Annotated in this window: 22 protein-coding genes and 1 pseudogene; 9 read left to right on the top strand and 14 right to left on the bottom strand. The window is 48.8% G+C overall.

Annotation, left to right across the window (positions count from 1 at the left end; genetic code table 11):
- Positions 1-11: 11 nt before the first annotated feature.
- The 3 genes from D5270_RS15050 to D5270_RS15060 all read right to left on the bottom strand — a co-directional run bounded on the left by D5270_RS15050 (position 12) and on the right by D5270_RS15060 (position 3,087).
- Complete coding sequence (locus D5270_RS15050) at positions 12-1,364, bottom strand: relaxase/mobilization nuclease domain-containing protein (protein ID WP_166544857.1); 1,353 nt, start codon at positions 1,362-1,364, stop codon at positions 12-14.
- Between the two features lie 5 nt (positions 1,365-1,369).
- A complete protein-coding gene (locus D5270_RS15055) occupies positions 1,370-1,690 on the bottom strand; it encodes a plasmid mobilization protein (RefSeq protein WP_166544858.1) in 321 nt (106 codons plus the stop codon).
- A 431-nt stretch (positions 1,691-2,121) separates the two neighbouring features.
- Entirely contained in the window at positions 2,122-3,087 is a 966-nt protein-coding gene (locus D5270_RS15060; RefSeq protein ID WP_166544859.1) for an AAA family ATPase, read from the bottom strand.
- 225 nt (positions 3,088-3,312) lie between these two features.
- On the opposite strand from D5270_RS15060, the gene D5270_RS15065 reads away from it, so the two are divergent.
- Positions 3,313-4,443, top strand: a complete 1,131-nt coding sequence (locus D5270_RS15065) for a DUF6076 domain-containing protein (protein WP_166544860.1) — start codon at positions 3,313-3,315, stop codon at positions 4,441-4,443.
- Positions 4,433-5,233, top strand: coding sequence for a sigma-70 family RNA polymerase sigma factor (locus D5270_RS15070; protein WP_166544861.1), 801 nt, complete (start codon positions 4,433-4,435; stop codon positions 5,231-5,233). The genes D5270_RS15065 and D5270_RS15070 overlap by 11 nt, the downstream gene beginning before the upstream one ends.
- Before the next feature lie 8 nt (positions 5,234-5,241).
- On the opposite strand, the gene D5270_RS15075 is transcribed toward D5270_RS15070, so the two are convergent.
- A complete protein-coding gene (locus D5270_RS15075) occupies positions 5,242-5,529 on the bottom strand; it encodes a DUF6809 family protein (RefSeq protein ID WP_166544862.1) in 288 nt (95 codons plus the stop codon).
- Positions 5,530-5,745: 216 nt separating this feature from the next.
- Positions 5,746-5,928 (bottom strand): hypothetical protein, encoded by a 183-nt coding sequence (locus D5270_RS15080; RefSeq protein WP_166544863.1) that lies wholly within the window; start codon positions 5,926-5,928, stop codon positions 5,746-5,748.
- On the opposite strand from D5270_RS15080, the pseudogene D5270_RS16980 reads away from it, so the two are divergent.
- Positions 5,906-6,291, top strand: a pseudogene (locus D5270_RS16980) (hypothetical protein); the annotation flags it as partial. The gene D5270_RS15080 and the pseudogene D5270_RS16980 overlap by 23 nt on opposite strands.
- Positions 6,292-6,330: 39 nt before the next feature.
- Here D5270_RS16980 and D5270_RS15085 read toward each other — a convergent pair.
- From D5270_RS15085 to D5270_RS15115, 7 genes are read right to left on the bottom strand one after another with little or no spacing between them, the layout of a single operon-like run.
- The gene (locus D5270_RS15085; protein WP_166544864.1) at positions 6,331-7,269 is read right to left on the bottom strand and encodes a GIY-YIG nuclease family protein; all 939 of its coding nucleotides are present in this window, start codon (positions 7,267-7,269) and stop codon (positions 6,331-6,333) included.
- A 33-nt stretch (positions 7,270-7,302) separates the two neighbouring features.
- Positions 7,303-7,749: a very short patch repair endonuclease gene (locus tag D5270_RS15090; RefSeq protein ID WP_166544865.1), complete on the bottom strand. Its 447-nt coding sequence runs from the start codon at positions 7,747-7,749 to the stop codon at positions 7,303-7,305.
- A 9-nt stretch (positions 7,750-7,758) separates the two neighbouring features.
- Positions 7,759-8,340: a hypothetical protein gene (locus tag D5270_RS15095; RefSeq protein WP_166544866.1), complete on the bottom strand. Its 582-nt coding sequence runs from the start codon at positions 8,338-8,340 to the stop codon at positions 7,759-7,761.
- Position 8,341: 1 nt separating this feature from the next.
- Positions 8,342-10,000, bottom strand: a complete 1,659-nt coding sequence (locus D5270_RS15100; protein ID WP_166544867.1) for a DEAD/DEAH box helicase family protein — start codon at positions 9,998-10,000, stop codon at positions 8,342-8,344.
- A complete protein-coding gene (locus D5270_RS15105; protein WP_166544868.1) occupies positions 9,997-12,363 on the bottom strand; it encodes an ATP-binding protein in 2,367 nt (788 codons plus the stop codon). The genes D5270_RS15100 and D5270_RS15105 overlap by 4 nt, the downstream gene beginning before the upstream one ends.
- The gene (locus D5270_RS15110) at positions 12,360-13,346 is read right to left on the bottom strand and encodes a DNA cytosine methyltransferase (protein WP_166544869.1); all 987 of its coding nucleotides are present in this window, start codon (positions 13,344-13,346) and stop codon (positions 12,360-12,362) included. The genes D5270_RS15105 and D5270_RS15110 overlap by 4 nt, the downstream gene beginning before the upstream one ends.
- 47 nt (positions 13,347-13,393) lie before the next feature.
- A complete protein-coding gene (locus tag D5270_RS15115; RefSeq protein ID WP_166544870.1) occupies positions 13,394-16,033 on the bottom strand; it encodes an NACHT domain-containing protein in 2,640 nt (879 codons plus the stop codon).
- Between the two features lie 381 nt (positions 16,034-16,414).
- Here D5270_RS15115 and D5270_RS15120 point away from each other — a divergent pair, with 381 nt between their 5' ends.
- Positions 16,415-17,290, top strand: a complete 876-nt coding sequence (locus tag D5270_RS15120; protein WP_166544871.1) for a hypothetical protein — start codon at positions 16,415-16,417, stop codon at positions 17,288-17,290.
- 54 nt (positions 17,291-17,344) lie between these two features.
- Here D5270_RS15120 and D5270_RS15125 read toward each other — a convergent pair whose 3' ends face one another.
- Together D5270_RS15125 and D5270_RS15130 are read right to left on the bottom strand one after the other, a co-directional pair.
- Positions 17,345-17,818 carry a hypothetical protein gene (locus D5270_RS15125; RefSeq protein WP_166544872.1) on the bottom strand — a complete coding sequence of 158 codons (474 nt, stop codon included), beginning with the start codon at positions 17,816-17,818 and terminating at the stop codon, positions 17,345-17,347.
- 17 nt (positions 17,819-17,835) lie between these two features.
- Positions 17,836-18,867 carry a DUF6076 domain-containing protein gene (locus tag D5270_RS15130; protein WP_166544873.1) on the bottom strand — a complete coding sequence of 344 codons (1,032 nt, stop codon included), beginning with the start codon at positions 18,865-18,867 and terminating at the stop codon, positions 17,836-17,838.
- Positions 18,868-19,252: 385 nt separating this feature from the next.
- Here D5270_RS15130 and D5270_RS15135 point away from each other — a divergent pair, with 385 nt between their 5' ends.
- From D5270_RS15135 to D5270_RS15155, 5 genes are all read left to right on the top strand, one after another.
- Positions 19,253-19,933: a nucleotidyltransferase domain-containing protein gene (locus D5270_RS15135; protein WP_166544874.1), complete on the top strand. Its 681-nt coding sequence runs from the start codon at positions 19,253-19,255 to the stop codon at positions 19,931-19,933.
- Positions 19,934-20,005: 72 nt separating this feature from the next.
- On the top strand, positions 20,006-20,320 hold the full coding sequence (locus tag D5270_RS15140; RefSeq protein ID WP_166544875.1) for a nucleotidyltransferase family protein: 315 nt from the start codon (positions 20,006-20,008) through the stop codon (positions 20,318-20,320).
- Positions 20,321-20,612: 292 nt separating this feature from the next.
- A complete protein-coding gene (locus D5270_RS15145) occupies positions 20,613-21,257 on the top strand; it encodes an ATP-binding protein (protein WP_166544876.1) in 645 nt (214 codons plus the stop codon).
- Positions 21,247-21,672, top strand: a complete 426-nt coding sequence (locus tag D5270_RS15150) for a hypothetical protein (protein WP_166544877.1) — start codon at positions 21,247-21,249, stop codon at positions 21,670-21,672. The genes D5270_RS15145 and D5270_RS15150 overlap by 11 nt, the downstream gene beginning before the upstream one ends.
- Before the next feature lie 424 nt (positions 21,673-22,096).
- Positions 22,097-22,567 carry a phosphotransferase gene (locus tag D5270_RS15155; protein WP_166544878.1) on the top strand — a complete coding sequence of 157 codons (471 nt, stop codon included), beginning with the start codon at positions 22,097-22,099 and terminating at the stop codon, positions 22,565-22,567.
- Positions 22,568-23,022 lie beyond the last annotated feature (455 nt).

A 23,022-nucleotide genomic window follows, 5' to 3' on the forward strand; every position in this document is an offset into this window, starting at 1 on the left:
GAAATTCCTCCTTACATCCGCTGACCATGATTCTGGTCTTGCTCATCCGATTTTTGCCCCAAAGCGCGTTTGCGCTGGCGCGGCTTTCGTATAGTTGTGCTATCCTTGGGGCGATGGTTCTCGTCAATCATCCCGGCAATATCAGCGGAAAGATATGCGAGATCAGTTCCAATATCACCAGTACCGCTGATGGAATCAGCGCGATCCAGAACAGTATATCCGTGTACTTCTTCATCCGTTCCCGCTCCGAGGAGAGATTCTGCGAAAAGCTTTCGCTCATTCTCCCAGCCTGTGACGATAAATTCTTCGCTATCTCTGCTGATGACTGCTCCATTACCCGCTGGAACTTCTGCGCTGATGATTGGATTTCCTGAGAGCAGCTCTCCAGTTCCTGTACTTTCTGGTCTAGGTGCTCCACCAGTTCCTCCCTGGTTGCTAGCTGTGCCGCCGCTGTCCGAACCTCCATCAGCATTCGAATCTGCGACTGTTGCAGGCCAAGCAACGCCGCCCAATTCTTCTCTGTTACCGTAACGCAAGGCACTACTTCCTGCGCGGTCTGAAGCTGCTGGCGTGCTTGCTCCTTCAAATCTTCCAATGATTTCCGCTCGAAGTTTGAACTCATTCTCCATCATCTCCTTCAGAAATTTTGAATCATACAGCTTGATGTCCCGGCACTTCATGCCGCTGGGTGTGGTGTACGTGATGCTCTTGCGCTCGTCCATCCACTTGACTTTGTACCCTTTCCGCTTGAGCAGCTTGATGAAATGCTCCCGGGAACGCGCCGCAGCCATCGCGTCCTCTATGGCAATCATCAACCGCAATTTCCAACTCTGGTTCTTATCCATGGAGCGATACTCGCGGGTACTAAGCTGTTTGCTATGCTTGGGAGGGTCGGGCGGCAGCACCGAGAACCCATGCGCCAGGCAGATTTCGTCCGATAGTTTCCGTAGTTTCTTCAGCGTAGTCGGCCCCTGACGGAGCATATAGCCGCTCTCAACACACACGGAATTAACCACAAAATGCGAGTGAATGTGCTCCCGATCTACATGGGTTGCCACTATAATCTGGCTGTTGGGCCAAGCTTTTTCCGCGAACTCCTTCGCCAACTCGTGAGCCTGTTCCCCGGTAATAGGCTCGTCCGGCGAGAAGGATTGGGTGTAGTGGTAGAACCACACTGGGCTGTTTTTGTGATGAACAGTGCGGGTTGCTTTGAATTCCTTCACTGCAAATGAAGGAGAGCAGTGGATACCACTGACGAATTTCTGACCGGAAAAAGCGTCCGTGGTCTTCTGCTCCTGTGAAACATATTCCGCAACCTTGCTCAGCGCCGTAGCAGATTGCTTTTGATATCGGATAAAATTCACTGTAGCTATTGGCGTACCTCCTTGTCCGCAAGAGTGAAAAACGCATCGTATAGTCTACTCAAATCTTCGTGTACCTGCTCCAAGTACACCGCATTGATTTGGCCCATGTTTGCCAGAACGGTCAGTTGGTTGAGGTTATTGCCGATGGCCTTTAACTCCCGCGCCACGGATTTCCCATCCAGAATAACATTGACTCTGCCGCGCATTGCCACCGCGCGGATATAGTTGCTAGGAGACATCATGGCTTGTTCCGACTTCTCCTGGATGTGCTGAAACTGTTCCTCCGTGAACCGAACCGTAAAGGCCCTGTCCTTTTTATTATTCATTAAATTCCTCCTATCCTGGGTATGGCTTTTTCCTAGAGTGGGTGCGGGCTACTGCCCGCTGAATGTGCCGTCCGACAACGTCGGACGAGCGCTCTGCTTGCCCTCCCCCAAGGGGGAGGTTTTTTGTAGGACACCGCCACTTGCACCTGTCCGCGCAAAAGCGGCTCTGTGTGGCCTCACACGGGCCTGTCTGGGAGGACTGCGGTTCCTTCCCCATCCAGCCCTTAAAACCGCCACACGTGGCCGACACGGGCCGAATATGGGGCTGCTGTCGCTCTGCTTTGGCCGCACCTGAATCCAAGGGTGCAAGAGTGCAAGGGTGCAGAGAAACTCAAAGCTTTTTACCGTCACACACACTATGTAGAGTCTGCTACACACTCCTCGCACAAGATAGAAGAGTGCAACTAAAAACTTTTGCACCCTTGCACCCTTCAACATAAAAGTCTCCAATCCCATCTCTCTCCTTTTTTCACGGAATCAACTCCGAGATTATCTTTGGCAATTTTCAGTGTCCGCTTGGAGATGTCAGCCTGCTTTGCTATCTGAAACATCTCGCTGGCAGGAACTGAAACCCCTCCGCTTAGCTTGTCCTTTATCAGTTTTTCGGCTAGGTCAACCTTAGAATCTGTTGGCCCACCGTTCAATAAATCACCAGCGGTAATCTTTTCGTAGCCGTCTACCCAGTGCGGACTGCCGTCCTCAATGCTGAACGCCACTGACTTTCCCTCCGGAGCAAGAGAGGATTTGTCGTGGACGATGACACGAATGTGCGGGTCCATTTTCATTCTGCCTACAAGAAGAACGCTCCGAGCAGCGGCGCGGAAATCCATGGAGCCCAAGCCACGGTAAGCACTGTTAGCACCAACTGCCTTATTAAGATGGCCAATCAAAACGATGGCACAGCCAGTCTGCTCGGCAACGGTGGTGAGACGCTTGAGCACATCCCGAATCTCGTTGGCGCGATTCATATCCACGTCCCGGCCCAGGTAGCCTTGGAGCGGGTCGAGGATCACCAGCTTGGCACTGGTCGATAGGACTGCCTGCTCGATGCGGCTGTCGATCAGGCAGAGGGTGCGCTCTGTTTCGTCAATGCACATGATACGAGTGAGGTCAGCGCCTGCGTTTATGAGCCGGGGTTTGATTGTGTCGCCCAGGCCATCCTCGGCAGTCTGGTAGAGAATGTTGATGGGGTCGCGCGACTCCATGCCTGGTAGAGCTTGTCCTCGGCTGCAAATAGCGGCAATCCATAGCGCCAAGGTTGTTTTGCCCTCGCCGGGGTTGCCTTGGATGATGGTGAGTTTACCCTGTGGTATGTAGGGATACCACAGCCAGTGTACCTCCTGAGTTTCCACTTCGGACATACGGATAAGGCGAAGTTCGGTTTGATTTTGGGTCATTGAAACACTCCTTTCAGTTTGCTGCTCTGTAAAAAGTGGGAGCAGTATTCATATTGTAGAAATCGATTTTGCTCATGCCAGCGTACCTCCTTCCACATAAAGTAAGGACGAAACCGAGTGCCGCACTCGATTTCGTCCTTCTACTTGTATTATTGTACGAAAAGTGGTAAAATGTGAATATCGCAGGACAGTGGCTTTTGCCATATGGGACAGGAGGGACACGCTATGCCAATGGGAATCAAACAGCAGAACGATATCATGCGTACGACTATTGATGTTTGGGAGGATAAAGTCTTCCTCAACGAGAAGGAGTACCCTGCGGGTCACTTTGCCACGGAAGTTTTAAATCTTCCTCCGGGCTTTGTTGATACTACTGCGAAAAAGGCTCTTGACCTAATGTCTTTGCTTCCGTACATAACATATCAACCAGACGACGAAAAGCTGGTGGAAATCTTTCCTCAGATAAAACAAATTGTAATAGAGATCTTTGAGGATTTATCTGTGATCGAACCGTTCTCCCTGTGGAACATCAAGGAAGAGCAGGGTCTTGCCGAGGCTATGTTTTCCGAAGATAGCTTGAATGACTTGCGTAATAGGCCCATGGCCTGGGACTTTATTAAGATATACTTATCAGCGTTAATCTCTGTTCCTTTTGCCGTTTATCATTTTGCTGAAGCGGTTATAGACCTGGAGCGAAACTGCCTGTGCCGCCTTGACAAGCGCACTGAAACCTATTTTGCGATGGGTGTGCATGACACATTTAACCATCCGGAGTTCCAAAAATTTATTTCTGAAACTCAAGTACACGAAATAGAACCGTTTACTTATTCTCCCCAAATGACATCGTCCTATTGCTTTGCCCGCGACCCAAAGCATTACGGCGAGATGATATTTGTCAACCGACTGTTCTTCGACAGATACATGGACTTCTTTGTTTATGACTTGCTAAACGGTATGCACCACGGCCACGCCCCAAGCAAATGCCAGAACTGCGGAAGATATTTTCTGACTACTGATGCACGCAAGCCCAAGTATTGCGACGGCATGGCTCCGCAGAACCCACACTATACCTGCCGTCAGTACGGCGCGATGAATCAGCAGAAAGAAAAGAACGCCAATCACCCCATCTTCCAAGTATACAAAACCCGCACGGGTACGATCCGCAAGCACCATCAGCGTGGGAAAATTACGGACGAGGAACGGCAGGAGGCCATGAAGGTCTGCGAGGAGTTGCGGGATAGGGCGCTGTTCGATACTGAGTTTGCCCAAGGAGAGTACCTCCGACTAATGGAACAGGACGCCATCTATGCCGAGGTGAGTAGACGGCTTGGATATGGTGACATCCATGACAAATGAAGAGTTGGTCAAGTACGTCCGAGATGGAGATGCTGATTCTATCGAAAAACTTTTGAAGAACAATCAGGAGTATCTTTACAAGCTAGCCCGGCGGTTGAGTAATAATCCTGATGTGATTGAGGATCTTGTGCAGGAGGGCAGCATTGCAATTCTGAATGCTGCTGGCAGTTATGAGCCAGGGCGAGGTACATTGTTCCTGACTTATGCGACTCCAATGGTCAAGAAAGCCATGCGCAGTTTCATGGCGCGAATGTCTTTGCCAATGGCGATGCCTACAGCGAGGTACCGTCAACTAAGGCAAGTGAACTTTCTTGTAGCCAAGTTTCAGATAGATAAAGAGAGCTCTTCACCCCAAGATTTGCTCTTAATAATCTGCCAGGAAATGAATGTGTCTGAAAAAGTTGCGCGGGGACTGTTGCGAGATTTCAGTACAATCTTTCAGGAAGTCATACCAGACGAGCAATGGGAGCAAAGTGTTCCCTGTTTTGAGGTTGACCCAGCTAAAGTGTATGAACAGGAATTGTTGTCTGAGTGTATCCAGACAGCACTTGATGAAACAACGCCCCGGGAGCGTATACTGATTCAGCAGTATCTTGGGCTAGATGGCACACACGATGATGGCATGACGTTCCAGGAGTTGGCGGTGCTGCTGAACTATAATGGGCATAGCGCCGCAGAGAAAGCATATAATCGGGCGGTCAAATCATTGAGGCAGGCGCTCTATGCTGGCGAGTATGGGGAGTATATACGGGCAAAGCAGGCTATCACAGAGGCCAAGCGTGAATTGTAACCGTAGCGTCAATCATCAATGAACGGTATATCCATATCCTCCATAACCTCCAACATAAACCGCGCCCCTAAACGAAAGCCCAGCGTAAACGATTCACACTCGATTACGCTGGACAGTTCATCTTGGCTGTCTTTCAATTTTTGAAACATTTCTCGCTCCTTGTCGGAAAGCATATCGGAGAGCTGCTGCTCGTTATTCGTGACCAGTTTTAGCAGCTTGTCTATCCTGCTGTTAGGAACAATGCTTCTATCCGTAGGGTTTATATTGCCGTACCAGAATTCTTCTAGAATTTTCATTTTTCTTTTCCCTGCCTTTCTTCAACGACACAGTACCACAAAACTTTGCGGAAGTCCAGAGATTTTTCAAACTCTTTCGATCCAGCTTTTTTCGACACAAAAACGCCATTTTGCGGAAAACCACATTAATTTCAGCAACGGAATATGGTAATATATACCATAGAGATTATGCGAGTGGCTATGGATACAGAAATCTAGTAGAGGCCCCAATGCTAATTAACATTCAAGATGATATTCAAAAACTCCATGCATTATCTTGGCGGAGAAGATGGTGCATCCGCTGAATTCCTTTGTCTTGCCCCGCAAGTCGATGAGGTCCTGCACTCGGTCGAAAACCTCCGGCTCGATGATGAATGGGTGGCTGTCCTCGACATAGTACCAGAGCGGAATGGTGTTCATCGACCTGCCGCCCGGCAGACGGATCTCCTACGTCAAGCCCTGCATCGGCGTGAACCGCTTTGGATCCGAGAGCGTGACCTACGAGGACATCAACCTGGGGAAGTGACCCGGTTGGAAACCTATGGTCCAAAAGTCACAGAAAATCTGGTTCAGGCCGTATCCAGATATATTCTGGCATACGCATTGAAGACCTTGCGGCACTGCTTCATCGTGGGCAGCATCCACGACGAGCTTATCATCGAATGCGGCCCTGGTGTATCCCTGCAGGCGGTCTGCGATCAGATGGGCAGGACACCGCCGCGGATTTCGGGATTGCTCTTACGGGCGGATGGATACGAGTGCCAGTTTTACAAGAAAGATTAAAATACGGGCAGCTCTGATTTGGGCTGCCCGCATTATGGTTTATCCTAAAGATTTATACCAAGCGATGAAAAACTCTCGTTGTCGCTCATACCACTCTTTAGAAATAAGGACTTGCGTTTTTCCAAAGGTATACGGTTTTGCAATAAATCTGACTTCGCCATCGCTGCCTCTGTTGTCGGTTATCCCGGGTATATATTTCTTCATAAACGGCTTTTGCGTATGGAAGACTTGCTTGGTCCATTCTGGTGTACACATCTCGTCGATTTCTATGTCAGAAAAAACGAAGCCACTTTTCTCGAGATTCCCCAAAGCAGTATAAACAAACTGACCGATTTTAAGATTCCCATCGGGAAGAGGAGGAATAGGAATTGATATGGATGTGTTCGCGGAGACAGATACTGGCTTTTCCTCAGCATCACCCGGACTCACAATATTAAGCGTTGGAGTGCTTGCTTTCTTTGCTTTACGGTTTTTGGATCGCAACTTCTGAGTAGCAAATGCTCGAATCCCTATAAGTTCCATGAGGAAAAGAGCCTCATCAAGATATTGATTGAGCAGAGTCTTTTTGAAAATATCTACTTTGGGCGGATTACCACTTTTTTTGTTGTCGGAGTCTAAATTCTGAATGACGCTTGCTTTTTCAATCAGGACATATTCCAGATAATCAATATCGGATCTATTGAGGGTGTCATCTTTTGTGGTCAAGATAATGACGCTTTCCCACCAGTCTTTCCCCGCGATATGCTGAGATATTCTCTTTGCCAAATCGGATGATTGTCCTACATACACTTTTTCTGGAGATAAAAGCAAATAGACACCATAACGGTCGCAGGCACCAGTATTAATTAAATCAGATACCGATTCCCTGGGGGCAGAAAAAAGCTCTCCGGCATTCCAATTAGAATCCTCAATCCGGATAACCCCACTTAGGTTGCCATCATAGAGCAGCATATTTATGATTTTTGCCTGCGCACCCATAGTTTCTATCCTCCAAAAGCGGTATTATTTTTCCTATCGGATCATCCCTGCGGCGGTTAGGACGTCCTTAATCATGTTAACACAATCAACAACATTCTTTCGAATATCGCTTTCCCATATCCTTATTACCGTCCAGCCCTGCGATTTCAACTCTTCATTGACTTCTCTATCTCGTTCTATATTTCGTAGTATTTTCTTCCGCCAGAAGTCAGAATAGCCAGCAAGTTCCTCTTCCAATGAACCTAAACCACGGATAGCCCAATTGTGTCCGTGCCAGTAATCTCCATCACAGAATACAACAACATGATACTTCGTAAAGACGATATCTGGCTTTCCCGGCAACTTTTTATAATTGACCCGGTAACGTAGGTCCTCTTTCCACAAGGCTTTTCTGAGCATTAGCTCTGGCTCAGTGTCCTTTGAGGGAATAGCAGACATGATCTTGTGTGTTACCTTGGGGTCTCGTTCTTTGCTGCTCATAGGATTCCTCTATGCGTTACAGAAAAACGCTTTAACACCAACCGCTCCAACGGCGGTAATGATATGTGTTTTATCCGCTTCCGTTAGGGATTGGCCGGTCAGCGACAGTTTCAAACATATTGAGGGAGCTTTGCCGTCAATGGTCAAGTTCGGTTCATTCGCAATTATTTCCAGAGACTTGCGAAGGGCGGTTTCCCATTTGAGAACAGTTCCTCCGCTTACAACATAAATATGTCCCGACTCAGCCCGCAAGACAAACAGGCCGCCTTGCTTGCCTTTTCCTTTCTGAATGACCGCCGCAGTTTCATTGAAAACATTTTTGATTACATTCTCTGGCGTGGACGCGGCAAGAGCTTTCTTGGTGGCCGCTTTGGTATATGCGTTTAAAACGCCGTCTTTGATGTAGGTTCTCACACGTTCCTTGGGCATATATTCGATGATAACCTTTCCAACCTCTGGGTCATCAACCAGCGTGTCAAGGAAGCGTCCACTCTCAATTCGGCCGCACTCCATATAGCCAAACTCGTCAGCTTTTTTGTAGACCGCGCGTTTGACTTTAGCCTGGATATTTTTAGGTAAAGCATTAGCCATCTTAAAAGCCCTCCGGGAACTTCAGTTTTACTTCGTCATCAGAACCACTGAGATCCGCGACGTCCTCCAGCCACATATTAACAAAACTCTCGACTCTCGCGTCAGAGAAGGAGACGAAGCCCTCTTGTAAGTACACAACTTCATTCTCCGCGCCTTTTGCTTTTCCCTCGTTGTTCATATCAATCATCTCCGCCATCCGCCTGATATCAGAGACGAAGTCCAACACTATAACTTTTTCCTTGCCCTCTGAAAGCCGAAGTCCGCGACCCAATTGCTGCACAAATATCCTTCTGGAATGGGTGGCTCTAAGAAAAACCAGAATATTGACATCAGGAATATCGATTCCCTCGTTCATCACATCAACCGCGCACACAGCTTGATAGTTGCCAGAGGCAAAAGCCAAGAGACGTCTCCGGCGCTCCGCTTTATCAACCTTTGAAAGCGCCGCGCAGGGTATTCCCGCAGCGGACAACATTTCCGCGAAACGATTGCTGTGTTCGATAGACGGAGAAAAAATCGCGATACGGGGATTAGCCACTTCACGCATAGCGTTTTTCAATTCCGATATGACCGCCTCGTCACGTTGCGGAAGGAAAAGGCGCTTATTCAGATCCCGGATTGAAAGGTTCTGCTGACTCATGCTTTGCATGTTATCCCAGTCCACATTATCGCATAGGATTCTATAATCGACTTTTGACAGGTATCCCATAGCCATTCCATCAACGAGTGACACTTTTGCGATGGGGTCTCCAAAAACAGATGTCAAACTCTGACCATCACCGCGCCAAGGCGTAGCTGTCATGCCAACAAGGAATCTTGGGCTTAAGTGCTCCAAGCACGATCTGAAACCATGCGCGAGAGCGTGATGTGCCTCGTCAACAATGACCACATCAAATTGGTCTGGGTCGATTCCAGGAAGGTACCCATACAGGCTTTGATACAAGCCAAACGAAATACCCTCGGTGTTTCTCGGCGGAAGCCCGTCAAAGAAAACTGACGTGGGAACTTCCTTCGTGATCTGCGGCCAGAATCCCTGCTCTAACTGGAGCGCCAAGTCAGTCGCGTGGCAGAGCACGAGAATTTTTCGACATCCACGATCCCACAGATTCCTGGCAATGGTTGCCGCTATAACGGTTTTGCCAAGACCGGTAGCAACGATATAAAATGCTCGTTTGCCACCTTCGTCATAAGAAGTGATTACTTTCTGAACTATATTATCCTGGTACGGGCGTAGCTTTCTGAAACCAGAATGATTTGCGGACATCTGTTCTATGATACTTCTCAGGAAGACCCCGTTCCATAATTTGAGCGTATAGCCGTTGGCGGCAAGCTGCGCTTGACGCTGCCTCGCGGTTCGAGTGAATTCACCGTTTGTGGCGACCGCCGCGATATTTGTATCGTAAAATGAGAGCGCGTTAATTGCCTCATTTACAGCTTGCGGCCCAATATACCGATCACCGGTGACCGCTTTTGATTGAACCACCCAGGATTTTACCACATCGCCTTCAGCGCGGGTCGCGATAACGTCACCGCCTTTGTCGCCCGCTCCACCAATCACGTTGATATCCCGCCACCCGAGGTGTTCCATCATACGAGCGATTGCTCGCTCTAAGCCTTTCCAGTTATATCCGTTTGCGATGTCCTCAGTATAAAAATTCATGACTCAAGCTCCCTGACAAGGAAGTCCACACTGAGAGACGCCCTTGTAAGTTCGTTCTTCTGGATACGCTGGCCAGACCAGGATATCACTCTCAAGGTGTCTTTGATGAATGACAATATTCTATCCTTTGAGTCCTCGCGGGCGCGTTGTGTTGCGTTACTGTCCTGGAGGTTGATACTTAAGTATGGCGTTGAGAACGCCTTCCCATCAAATACTTCTTCCGGGAAGCGATCCACTAATCGGTACAAGGTCTTGGGCGGTACAAACTCAATCGCGTCAAAGCCGGCCGCAGTCGCGTTCTGAAACGGCATAAGCAAACCGGGGTTTGCCTGAATAATACTTGCCACCGTCTCCTCAACTTCGCCCGTGGATTCATGGACGCATTTGACAGCGTCTTCCGCTCTGCCGCGCAACGCTTGTACCAGCTTTTCTCTCAAGAGTTCAAACGCGCTGCTTGCTCGTTCCTGTAGTGCTTGGCGGTCGATTCTGGCGTCATCCATTGATACCTCTACCAAGGATGAGTAAATAGAAACCACGTCAGGAAGCTGATCGCGTGCCTTGAGCTTTTCCGCCATATACAACAGGAGTAGCATCTGTGGGGTAATAGGGTATTGCGTCAGCAGCGGATGTGTGGGGTCATATACAAAATCGCAATCAATCCCATCCGAGTTGAAATGGCAGGGCTTTCTTACGCCATTCTGTTTTATTTCCCCGCACGTGAGCTCATAAGCCCGGATGTTCAGCGAACCAGACCGGCCAAAAGGATAGTTCCTTCCAGAAAGATATTGAATCGGAACGGAACGCTGCAGAAGATCATCCATCGAGGAGGTCTCAGGTACCGCAGATGGAGTAGCGGGCGTAGTGGGAGTAGCGGGCGTTGTGTCACCAGATCCAGTTGCCGACGAGTCTCCAGATGCCGAATCACCACCGAGATACGCTCCAATATCATCTGAAGGCGCATCGCCAGTATTGACCGGTGTGGTGCCGGACTTTGTTCCGCTCTTCTGGTCTTCTTCCTGCGCCGCTTTCCACCATTTCGTATCATCAATATAATCGCGGACACCTTTTCTGAACTCCGCGGCGTATTTCTTCGCGATATCGTTAGGAGCGAATAGGCATACGGTTCCCTTATCAACACGGCGGTAGGCATTTACCAGCAGACAAAGGGGAGAAGCGTTTTCTTCCGTAAAACCCATTGCCTTGCGTGATTTTGGAAGGAACGGGCCAACACCGCAAATTGCTTCTCTGGTTTGCTCCCACGAGGCGTCTGACCTGTCAAAGTCATTTTTCTGATAGGTAGGAAGCAAGTAATCCACATGAAGCTCGCCGACAATGCGGCCACCAATTGATGTACCAAGTTCAACAGGATACTGCAGCTCCTTCTGCAAAGTCAATGGATTCTCGTACTGGAAGAACGTTTTATCTGAAATCAGTATTTTTCTGCCGTTCCTGATGAAGTCAATGCCGAAGTCATTCGGATCGGCGTATCGTTGAATACCAAGCCAACCAGTCAGGCGTTTTTCGCGCTCTACAATGTGAGTCGGGAAAGCCTCACCCTCCTGCATAGCGGTATAGTATTCCTCCGCTTCATCATAGCTGAGATAGCAATTGCGGCTCATATCAAAAAGCGCGGAGCCAAGGCTGCGGTCGATGTTTATCCTGGCGGCGATATTCTGCTTGTTATACCTCACGTACCGAGACTCAGCCCATACGCAGTGATTCCGTGGACGAAGCTGTTTGCTCTTCACAGTTATCGTGATATCCTGGCTGCTAAGAAGCGGTGTGTACACAAGCTCCAATCTTTGCCTGATTTCAGACTCCTTGCCAGAAAGCTCGCTGAGAATACCGGATTTCAGCTTGGAAATCGTAATACGGGTGCCGCACTCATCAGGATCGGTTTTTGATTTGCGGATAATCGGTGCGTCAAATTTCTTCGCGTCGATGAGTTTCTGAAAATCGATTTTTACACCGACCCAATCGGCATCACCTTTGCGTGTCGAGAGAACCATTGTCTCCTCGCCTAATCGAGCTGTCGCGATATTGAATCCCATACCAAACAAGCCGAGGTTTCCGATTGGATCATTGCTGGTGTAGCCCGCCCGGACAGCGTTCTGGAGCTGGTCTATAGACATACCTGCGGCGTTGTCGATAATCTCAACGGTTCGGGCCGCAGCACCGACAGAATCAAAAGACCATGTGACTGTAATGCGCCTCTCACGATCTTCCAGACTCATGTCTGAAAGAAACGCATCGATGGAGTTATCAACCAGTTCAGCGATGCACTGCCAAGTCTGGAAGGGGATTTCGCCCAGCGTCCGCAAAATCTGCGGAGTCGGCGTGATGTCCATAGTGTTGATACTCATTTCTCCGTTCCTCCGATCTTGTCAAGATATTGTTCCACGCTCCGCGCGACAAGGTATGCCATAATCGGTGGAACAGCGTTTCCTATCTGGGAAATGTTCACGGTCTTGGAGAACTTGAATCCAAAATCATCAGGGAACGTCTGAATTCGAGCGCATTCCCTCACCGTCAATCTTCGATCCAACGAATAGTGAAACTGCACTCTGGATTTTGGATTCGCGCGAATGGTGTACGCTGGCTTGTCTTTCTGATTACTCTCGTCGCCTTGACCATTCCCTTTTTTCGCTTTGGATGCCGCGAAATAATCTCCTTGGTTGGGGATAGAATTGTCGGTAACAGTTACGAGGTCGCCAATAGCCCATTCGATACTCCTGTGCTTGCCCTTGAACTGAGGCTCCGGTTCTTCTGGGAATCCATATTGCTCATAGACGTCATTTCGGACACACATGATAATGAGCCGTGTGCGGCGTTGTGGAACCCCATAATCTGGGGCGAACATCTTCCATACTTTTACGATATAGCCCACCGCCGTGAGGTCTTCTTCGATTGTTTTTAGCACCTTGCCCTTTTCCATACGTTCAAGATTGATTACATTTTCGCCGACAACGATCTTCGGCTTATGCGTGTTCATGTAGGCGATAAGGGTCTGGTACAATCTTCCGCGCTCAGATTCAAGACCGCCAAGCGGACCACAGGATGAGAACTCCTGACAAGGGAACCCGCCAATGAGAATATCCGCTTTTGAAACATCCTCCGGCTTGACTGTCGCCAAGTCTTTGACAAAAGCGTGTCCCACTCCAAAATAGTCATTATACGTCTCAATGCAGCGAGGCTCATTATCATAAGCCTCAAGTATTTTGAATGGTAGCTCCGGGTAGTCCTCGTCATGGTATTTGAAACCACCGCGGAAGCCCAAATCCAAACCGCCGCATCCGCAGAAGTAGGACACTACGGAATAAGGCGCTTTTTCTTTGTTCGCAGCCATGTCCAATACTTTCCTTTCTTTATTTTCTATTTCATACCTCTCACTTTTCAGCTAAATCGGTCAAAGAAATTATGCCCCTTTGGTTTTTGCTTATCAAGTAAAATATTCAGGCAGTTTCTCGCTGCGGCATACTCTTTTTTCAACGAGAACGAGTCATCGTCGAGAGCGGCCAGCATGTCTTTGTGCAGGAATCGCTTTTCTCTCAGCTTTCCAACTTCTACTTCATACAGCCATCCGACTTCATCAGGCATACCGTACTCTTGCTGATATTCGTATGTTATTTCACCAATCTCCACTAAAGACTGGTTCTCATCGGGTTCCGCGACGTATGCGTATCTCTCCCGAATGAACTCGTCTTCACGTGGAAGGGAATCAAAATCATACACCTCATCAAAGAAGGTGGTACGGATAAACTCATAGATAAATGACGCCGGCGACACATCAGCCTCGTACTCAGTATCTCCACTGGTAAACTCTATCTGAGGATACATGGTTTCCAGAAACGTCCAGTATCCGTCCCCAGCATCGCATTCTTCAAAGAGCTTTCTCAAATACGGGATAAAGACATACTCATCAATTTTCCCAGGGATCATGTCGTAAAGCATGGAGAAAGTCTTATCGCCGTAATTACGAGATCGCAGGTTATCGAAGAAATCGCCGATCCCCTCAAGGGTACGATCTTTCTGTTTTGAGAAAAACAGAGCGCAAAAGTACTCCTGGAAGGATCGATGAGTGAAATGATATTTACCGCTTTCAAAGTACATGAGGCACAGGTTATCACACAGGTCATCTCTAAAAGCCTTGGCCACTATGTGCCTGTCTGGCCGTTTCGCGTGTTGGGTCAGGCTGTTGAAATACTCCGTGAACTCATATTCCATGAATTCATATTTTTCATCGTAGTATGTGCGCGCGCAGAATTCTGAAAACCACTCCGCGAATTCATCAGCCGTAAGGCCGGTCTCCGACGGGCGCTTTAGCCCCTTCAACGCATCATGGCTTTTTGACAGAGCGTCATAGGCGTCGCGGTAGAAGAGATGTATCTTCGACGGCACGTCCCTAAACAACTCATAGGTCATGTACATGATCGTCAGGAGCAATGGGTTTTCCGCGAACTGACGGTGGGTAGTATAGAGCGTAGACTCCAGTCTTGCTCGGAATTCCTCTTTGATAGAAGAGTCGTCCGCGCTGCACTCCAGCTTGTCAACAAGGGCAAGCGCCTGATCCTTCGTAAACGGCCTGATTTTGAGTATCGTAAAACGGGAATAGGCCGAGAACGTCCGATGCGGTCTTGAAGAGACAACGTACTGGTTGTTAGGAAACCGATCAATAAACTCTTCCAGCCTTTTCTCGAAAGTGTCCGCCTGCTTTGTTCCTACTTCATCCAAGCCGTCCAATAAAAGGAGGCAACGGCCAGCGTCAAGCAGAGATGCCAAGTGCTCCGCAGTTATCCCTGGGCTGAAATTGCGTATTTTGGTGACCAAGTATTCCAATAGTGAACCGCTGCTAACATCGTAGTCCTTCAGCATCAAAAAAATTGGAACTATTCCTGTTTCTGGATAATGCTCGATGGCGTCCAGAAGAAGGTGGCGGATCATCATTGATTTTCCGATACCGCCTGTGCCGATTATGATTACGAAGTTGGAGCACGCAGCCAAGTCTTGAGAACTGGCGTCGTGGATGTACTCAACCGTGTAGGTATTTCGGAAACTCCCTGGAACCGGAACATTCCGAATGATGTCATTACACACATAAATATTCCGTACTGGCGTCTGTTGATACGGGTTGAGCAGAGTGCGAACAGAGCCGTATTTTTGCCCAATCTTCTCCAAATACAGCCTTATGTCTTCATCATCGGTATCAGGACAATCCTCAGAAACGCCAATGAGCCCTTCTTCGAGGTAGAATATCCCGTCCTTATAAAGAACTAAGTCCGGCGCGGTATCAGCATGGCGCGTTATAATCGCGGCACCCATACGTTCTTCAGGTGCGTCATCCGCAGGCGCTTTCTCACTTGCGTCTGGTAGCTTACTATAAACTCGGAGTGGTGAGATACTACCCCCAATATCGCTTTTGAGCTTCCACTCAGCTTTTTTTGAACTCTGGCTATACCAGCTTTCAAATGTTGCCCTGCCGGATTCGGCATCCGGGCTGTTGAGAAGGACATAGTGAAGAACGCTAATCAAAAAGGGCTCAAGCACCACATTGGAGACAAAGGGTAGATCATCCGCGCAGACAATGGTGTCATAATCGATTAGGAATTCCTCATTCTCTTGAATATCCTCGTCTAAGTGGATTGTTTCGATCAGTGCGCGGACGAGCCATTCACAACGTTCCAAATTTAGATAGTTGCTAATAAACTCTAACATTCTTATTGGAAGGTCAGGGTTTTTTGTTTTTACCGCAGCGTCAAAAGCGGTAATTGTTGCCCGCTCCGTGAATGGAACATAAACCCCGGAGTCTGTTCGGCAGGTTTTGTATAAGGTACACGCCTTGCTGAATGTTCTGCCAGCGGTCGAAATATCATCACCCGTAACAACTTCAATGAGTCCTGCGTAAACATCAACGGCTGATAAATGATCCGTTCCGCCTTCAAATTTGTTTCTGGCCTTCCTGCGAACTCGTCGCGCTTCCAAAAGCAAACCGAACAGAATTCCACCGCATAGGTGTGGGATTTTTTCTGCTGGCATTATCGACCCTCCAAAAATAGTAACTCATAGAAACACAGGGAAACCACGGAAACAGCACCAGTCGGTTGACAGCAACCATATCTACAATAGGTTTGAAGGTGAAGTTAAAGGACAGGGCTGCGTGTTTCATCAGTGTCAGACCCCAGGGAAGGGACGCTTGGGCACTACAAAATTACCTAATATTGCATTATATCACAATCCTCGCTCAATGTCTACAGTCAAAGCGTTAAGAACAGCAGCAAATCAGCCTCTGTCCTCCGTCAGGAGGTAGAGATAGATGCCCCGAGCATGGCCTTAAACCGCTCCGGCCAGACCGCCGGTGAATTCCGGAAGTGTTCACCTCCGGCGGCGAGGGTGCAAATAGAATAGACAGCCAACTCAGTGAACAGAGGAGGCACGGAACTGAAACGGAGGACCGGCAACGGCTCTTTGGTTCGGGCGAATTTGTGCACCCTTTTGGCAGTGGGCATTGACGGCTCTCCGTTTCGCAACGACGAAAAGGAGAGTCGAACAATGTCAAAGAATGTAAGAACAAACCCAGTAACCGGCAAACTCGATTACTATTTCCCGATGGAGGTCAAGGATGACTCCGTGCTGGTGTATGCGCGGGAGTACGGCTATGAGGTCGGATGGGCGCGTCTCGGTTTCCGCAAGTTCCTGGCGGTCTTTGTGCCCTGCAAGGATCAGGTCACCGATTCCCACAGAAGGACTACCTTCCTCGACACCCCGTCGGATGTCCAACGTCAGCGGTATCTTAACCTCATCAAGAACGAGCTTTCTGCCCAGGAAGCAAAAAAGCGGGGTGGCCGCTGCAGCATCCCCGATGGCCGCGGCGGGCTCAAGAGGTGCCCTTGCCGTATCCCCAACCCGGACTATATTCCCGGCGAAGATAAGCCTAAAACCATCCCCGTCAAGTGCGAAGGCTGCGTGTTCGAGCAGTTCCGTCAGGAACACACGACCATCACGCTTTCCTGTCTCGATCACGAGGACGAGGCAGGCGAGATGGAGAGCTACGAGGTTCCGTCCCCCAAGAGCTATTATGCCGCCGACCGCTATGAAGAACTGAGGGAGCAGTTCCTTTCGTTCGTCAAGGAGCGAAACCACAAGCTGCTGCCGCTGGCAGATCTGCTGACGGACGAGCTTACCAAGTCTGAAATATCCAGGGAGCTTGGCGACGCCTGGGGAACCGTTACCTCCCGCACGGACAAGCTAAAGGAGCTGCTGACCGAATTCTTGGAAAACATCATCCCGCTGTAAGACACCAATATGCCCCGGAGCCAACATAGGTTCCGGGGTATCTCTCTATGTCTGTCATGCTGCCGCACGGACTAAGGCGGTGCTACCAATGCCACCAACAGCCAATCCCACTAAGAACAGCAGTATCTTCCAGGACAGCTTGTGGGAATGATCCAGTTGCTCACGCTGGAATTCCCGGCTACTGGCACTTTCAAAAGCTGTCGAATCATCCGCTCGACTCATGCGGTCGAGCAATTCATCGCGCCGTTCATCCGGCAGATCCCGCCGCCGCAATTCTCTCTCGCAAGCCGCCATCACCCTGTCGTTCTGGTTCTGGACCCTTGCCGTAGACGCAATGTCAGCGGAGATGGCGCGTTTGGTATTCGCACGGTCATCCTTCACCGCCGCAATCACCTCATCTACCAGCTTCCCCGTCCGCTTCGCATCATATGCCGGATAGTACTGGCCCGTTTGTGCATCAGGCATCTGGGACTCCCGTCGCGCCACAGGTGCCGTTCTTCCGGTTACTACAATATTACTATTTTCCATGTTCTTTTCTCCCTTCGTCAGTGCGAATCTAACCATTCGCGGAATTCATTCATTGTCATGGTGCCGTCAAGCACCGAGTCCCTCTTAATCGGAGCATATATCGTCAGGTCGCTCAGCTTCTTATTAATTTCGTCTGCCCAGTCCGGGTGTCTGCGCCGAGCGTTGTACAGACGTCCCTTGGCATTCTTGATGAGCTTGTCCAGTTCGCTTGTGCGTACCTTCTCCCGGTAGACAATCTGCGGGTAGTAGTCGTTGCACGTCCGTCCCGGACACTGAGGGGCGGGGTAATTGCAGTATTTTGCTGAAGACCTTTTTGCAGTGAAAAATCTCCTGCACTCGGGGTTCTGGCAACGCATAACCTTGGTGGCCGACTCTGCCATGTGTGAAAACTCAAATACGGCCATGGCGAGGAAGCTACTGATGACAAAGCTGTGCTCAAAGGTGCTACTGGTCGCATCATACGAAGTTTGCATGACAATCCCCGGAACAAGGCTGGAATCATGCAGGGCAGCGCAAAGCTCGTCATAGCAGACCTGTTCCTCATCCGTAGCCGTACCCGACCAGACGGCGGAAGTAGCTGCGAAGAGATCAATGCCGTTTGTTAGGTCGATGATGTAGTTGTTGTAACAAAGCCGGAGGAACTCACCGACCGTTTCAAAACCGATGTCATCAAAAAGCCAGTCGAAACTCACAGGCCGCTGTTTTTCCTGCGTAAGGAGTCCAGCGGCTGTTGCACGGTCCAGTGAACGGTATTCTTCCATGCAGCGGATGATACTGCCTTGGGCAAGCCGCTGAGCCGGGAAAAAATCGTCGTAGAGAAGCGTTTCCAAGATATACCTCTCGGCTTCCTCGATTTCATCCTGCGTCAAAGCGTTATCCCACATAGGACACATTCCAATGCTGTTACGAACAATCCGGCTGATGTTGTACAGCGTCTCCCCCTGGAAAATCCGGCAAAGGAGATTGCCTACTGGGTAACTGATATCCGGGTGTCCCAGCACGGTATTGACTCCACCCTCATATGTGAGCGTAAGACCGTTAACACGCATAGCTGTCGCTCCTTTCCTCCGGCTTGGCTCAGTGGCCGACTGTGCCGCCCCGGAGTATTTCATCGCTAACGACAGTCTGTATTATAGCAAATTTCCCTTGTAAAATCAAGCGTTCTGTTACACAATAAGAAGTCATAGTAGAATCGTTATTTAATATTGGTAATACAGAAAAACGCTAATGCAACCGGAGACATATCATGTTTCCTTAGTCAATGCTGCTCCAAGGCTTTCTGTGTCATCTCACCTGATAACGATAAAAACCTTATAACGACAGTCCGTTAAAAGGTGAATACCCCATGTCAGACGCAGGCGACATTCGGAGCAGTAATGGGCGACTTTTTGGTGAAAACCGGCGGCGTGAAAAGGCCGCCCGCCCGGAAAGCCCTTGATTTCAGGCGCTTTTCCGGCTGAACTTCCTGCTTTGTGTTGTATCAAAATCACCAAGAAACTAGATTTTGTGATTGTGGATCCGCCGTATCACGATGAAATTGAAAACAGCGAAAATGAAACCTTTACTTGCTTTTGGTCACAAGTTCTTTTTTCTAACCATAAAATTGTCAATGCGGAAACAATAATGAATGGAGATTCGATTTTCATTCGTCAAATCCGGCGTAAGTCAAGCGGCAGTTTTTGGGTGGCGCTACCAATATTTATTTCAAAGGGAAAGCAAATTATTTACCCTATCCAAGAAGAAGGAGTACTCATGCGTCAATCAAAAGCAATAAAAATTTTGAGTGAGGATTATAAGCTCTGCCATAGTGTGTTTTCAAGCGGGTTAAGGGAGGCCTATCTCTACGGCTCATATGCCTGCGGGGATTTCGATAACGAATCTGATGTTGATATTCTTCTGACGGTAGATTTACGGCCCGCAGATATCTCACACTATCGGAGTCAAATTGCGACTATTTCTAGCGACTTAAGCTTGTCACATGATGTCACCGTTTCAATCATTGTAAAGTCGTTTTTTCACTTTCATCGATATTCCGGTGTGTTGCCATTTTACAAGAATGTGTTGACCGAAGAAATCCACTATCCTGCTCGAATCGACATCTTTGAGGACAGTTGATTATTTGACCAGCTTATGGTATACTATATTTTAATTAAGTTTACCACGCTATTAAAACGGAGGAGAGAACCGATGTCAGACAGAATTTTAACCGGTGAAGAGATACGTTTAGCGATTCTTCCTTTGCTCAAAAAGTATCGGGCCGAGAAAGCCATCCTGTTTGGCTCATACGCCAGGAACGAGGCCGATGGTAAGTCGGACATAGATCTTCTCATCATCGGCGGCGAGCATTTTGCTCCCACAGATGTCTTTTGCATTGCTGACGAACTATACCGCAGTCTTGCCAAAAATGTGGATGTATATGAGCTGAGTGAAATCAATGCCGGTTCGAACCTCTACAATACAATTTTACAGAGGGAGTGCAGATTGCATGAAGTATATAGATGATCAGTGCCTCTTTGACCTTCAGGCCCTCTGACTACTGTTTGACTACTACTTTCAGAAAACTCAAAAATTGCAAAAAATCGAGGCCTTTCTAGGGCTCCCAAGCCCTCGGAAATGCCTTGCTATTTTGTGCTATGCCACCAAAAAGCTCGGTATCATGGGCTTTTCTCATTAACGGCCTGATAACTCCGACTCTAAGGGCCGCTAGTTCGAATCCAGTCAAGCGCGCCAGAGAGCGGAAAAGTTCAGTGTGGACTTTTCCGCTTTTTTCAAATTATCCCCCAGGAGGTACGCAATGAAGAATGTAATTATTGTTGGGCCGTCCAGGGCCGGAAAGACTACCTTGGCAAAGCGGCTGAGTGAAGAATTCCATTATTTTGTTATCAGCCTTGATAAGCTGATCGCCACATTTCAAGCGGCCTATCCCCAGCTTGACATTCGGCTAAACTGGAACCGGGATAAGACAACTGAAAATATTGCGCCGTTTATCGGTCACTTCCTTGGCCTGTTTTCAACTGAAGAGGGGATTGCGGGAGAGCTCAATCTTCGTGCACACAATGTAAAAGATAACTGCTTTGTGCTGGAGGGAGGCTATTTTGAGTTTGAGAAGATAGCGTCCATTCTGAATGAATACGGAGTGGAAGAGCTAAAAGACAGGTTTATACTGATTGGGTTAGTGCAGGGCCAAAAAACGGTTGACGAGTATGTACACGACTTCAAAAAGTATGACACAGCAGATGATTGGACATACAATTTTAGCGAGGATGAATTGAGAGAATACGTCACACACGATGCCATTCCGTTCAATCAAGAGATGACCGATTCTCTCGAAAAGTTCGGTTTTACGATTTATGATACGTCAACGGAACGAGAGCGTGTATTTGATAGAATTATCGAAGATGTAATTAGACAGAATGGGGGCTGTTTTCATGATGATTGATAAATTTTCTTACCAACTTGGCGCGGCGGACTGCTTCTGCGAGATGGTTCGTGCCGGGGTAAAGAGGATTGCTCTGTCCCACCCCTGCGACACCAAGGAGGAGCGTGATAGTTTTCTATCGGAGTTTGATAAGCTGTGCGAGAAGTACGGCGTTTGCTACTATGTTGAGAACGAATCGTTTCTGACTGACCTCTTTCCTCTGTCGTTAAATCAGGGCAAATTTAATGTGATTTTTTACCAAGACGAAACGGTACTGCAGGAATATCTTGGCTTGAAAGCAGAAAAAGGAAAGGCCGTTGCTGCTGGCAAGTACGCCAACTGCCGCGAGGAAATTGCCTGGCGGTACGGCAAACTGCTTTCGTATACAGATGAGGGGATTCAGCGGCTGCTGGACGCAAACGCGGACAAGGAGTAGGTACAATGCTATTCAGTGAACCTATCCATAATTGGAGCGAATGGGGCACATATTTCAATTGATAGAGGCGTTCACCCCACTGGCAAAGGAGATCTTTCGCCAGGAGGAGCTGGCATTTTCTGGACTGGAGAATCTAACGCCCGGAACTAACGCGGTCTTTCGCGCGGGAGATTATGTGATAAAAATATTCGTCCCATGAGAATCTGGCCTTGACCCACATCCGGACTATTCCAATGAGTCCGTCGTTTGCGGTGCTCTGACCCGCTGGGGGATTTTCGCTCCCCGGCTGATTGCTCATGGGGCAATACAAGATACCTACCTTTTCTACTACCTCATCACGGAATACTGCCCTGGCAAGGAGGCTGGGACATAGCTGGAAAATGCCAGTTCCGCTCAACTGGAGAGCTTTATTCGGCAGCTCAAGGTGGTGCTCAAGACCCTGCACCACCCCGCCGAGGGACTGATACCGCCGGTCGACCTGCTGGGCCGGGCCTTAGATAATCCTCGGTTGGAGCGCCTGCCGGTAAGCTTGCGCGACGAGATGGCAGAGCGTGCTGCAAAGCTGGATTTGACGGACACTGTGCTGGTTCACGGCGATTTGACCGGTGAAAATATTCTGATTGGAGCAGATAACCATCTCATCATCATCGACTGTGCCGACTCGTGCCTGGCCCCGCTGGTCTTCGAGCTTTTCCACTGTCGTGGAGATTTGCTGCGCCTGTTTGCAGACACCGATTCAGCGGTGTTCGTAGAACAAGTCATGGATGCTGTATGCATCCATGACTTCGGAGCAAATATGCTGTGGGATACAGCTGTCCGGGAGGGAATCTTATACTTTTCGCATTTAGCGGAAATTATGGACTTTCTGCTGGGTAAAATGTGCGGCCGCACCTGAGTTATATATCAAGACGCTCTTGCAAAACTGCGCTTGCAAAGCTCCACAAACATATTCTCCGGCACTCCAAAACCGCATGTTTCTGTATTTTTTCATTCTCTCATGCTCCAACGAGTAACTAAGCCGCTTACTGTGCTTGGGCGGGTCGGGATGCAACATTGAAGACCCGTGAGCCACGCAGGTTTCGTCTGATAGTTTCCGTAGTTTATTCAGCACAGTCGGGCCAAGTTTTTTTCGTAAACTGCGGGGAGTAGTTGATTCCGCCAGTCAACTGCCGCCCATCTGCCTATACGGTTTTGCACTTCTGCAAAACATACTTCACTCCCTATCCAGCGCCTTTGCCGGCGGTAGTGTCAAGAATTTTTCGCAAATAAGATTGCAGGCTCTGGCTTGAATAAAGTCAGCCAGCGATGGAGGCGTCCTCCAGAGAGGCCTCCAGGTGCTTCATGTTCATG

This window comes from Acutalibacter sp. 1XD8-36 (assembly GCF_009917525.1).
In the GTDB taxonomy this organism is placed as follows: Bacteria; Bacillota; Clostridia; order Oscillospirales; family Acutalibacteraceae; genus Acutalibacter.

What these genes read in the sequence shown, in the direction of transcription:
- D5270_RS15055 (WP_166544858.1), bottom strand. Translation starts at nt 1,690, where the DNA reads ATGAATAATAAAAAGGACAGGGCCTTTACGGTTCGGTTCACGGAGGAA.
- D5270_RS15060 (WP_166544859.1), bottom strand. Translation starts at nt 3,087, where the DNA reads ATGACCCAAAATCAAACCGAACTTCGCCTTATCCGTATGTCCGAAGTG.
- D5270_RS15065 (WP_166544860.1), top strand. Translation starts at nt 3,313, where the DNA reads ATGCCAATGGGAATCAAACAGCAGAACGATATCATGCGTACGACTATT.
- D5270_RS15070 (WP_166544861.1), top strand. Translation starts at nt 4,433, where the DNA reads ATGACAAATGAAGAGTTGGTCAAGTACGTCCGAGATGGAGATGCTGAT.
- D5270_RS15075 (WP_166544862.1), bottom strand. Translation starts at nt 5,529, where the DNA reads ATGAAAATTCTAGAAGAATTCTGGTACGGCAATATAAACCCTACGGAT.
- D5270_RS15080 (WP_166544863.1), bottom strand. Translation starts at nt 5,928, where the DNA reads ATGAACACCATTCCGCTCTGGTACTATGTCGAGGACAGCCACCCATTC.
- D5270_RS15085 (WP_166544864.1), bottom strand. Translation starts at nt 7,269, where the DNA reads ATGGGTGCGCAGGCAAAAATCATAAATATGCTGCTCTATGATGGCAAC.
- D5270_RS15090 (WP_166544865.1), bottom strand. Translation starts at nt 7,749, where the DNA reads ATGAGCAGCAAAGAACGAGACCCCAAGGTAACACACAAGATCATGTCT.
- D5270_RS15095 (WP_166544866.1), bottom strand. Translation starts at nt 8,340, where the DNA reads ATGGCTAATGCTTTACCTAAAAATATCCAGGCTAAAGTCAAACGCGCG.
- D5270_RS15100 (WP_166544867.1), bottom strand. Translation starts at nt 10,000, where the DNA reads ATGAATTTTTATACTGAGGACATCGCAAACGGATATAACTGGAAAGGC.
- D5270_RS15105 (WP_166544868.1), bottom strand. Translation starts at nt 12,363, where the DNA reads ATGAGTATCAACACTATGGACATCACGCCGACTCCGCAGATTTTGCGG.
- D5270_RS15110 (WP_166544869.1), bottom strand. Translation starts at nt 13,346, where the DNA reads ATGGCTGCGAACAAAGAAAAAGCGCCTTATTCCGTAGTGTCCTACTTC.
- D5270_RS15115 (WP_166544870.1), bottom strand. Translation starts at nt 16,033, where the DNA reads ATGCCAGCAGAAAAAATCCCACACCTATGCGGTGGAATTCTGTTCGGT.
- D5270_RS15125 (WP_166544872.1), bottom strand. Translation starts at nt 17,818, where the DNA reads ATGGAAAATAGTAATATTGTAGTAACCGGAAGAACGGCACCTGTGGCG.
- D5270_RS15130 (WP_166544873.1), bottom strand. Translation starts at nt 18,867, where the DNA reads ATGCGTGTTAACGGTCTTACGCTCACATATGAGGGTGGAGTCAATACC.
- D5270_RS15140 (WP_166544875.1), top strand. Translation starts at nt 20,006, where the DNA reads ATGTCAGACAGAATTTTAACCGGTGAAGAGATACGTTTAGCGATTCTT.
- D5270_RS15145 (WP_166544876.1), top strand. Translation starts at nt 20,613, where the DNA reads ATGAAGAATGTAATTATTGTTGGGCCGTCCAGGGCCGGAAAGACTACC.
- D5270_RS15150 (WP_166544877.1), top strand. Translation starts at nt 21,247, where the DNA reads ATGATGATTGATAAATTTTCTTACCAACTTGGCGCGGCGGACTGCTTC.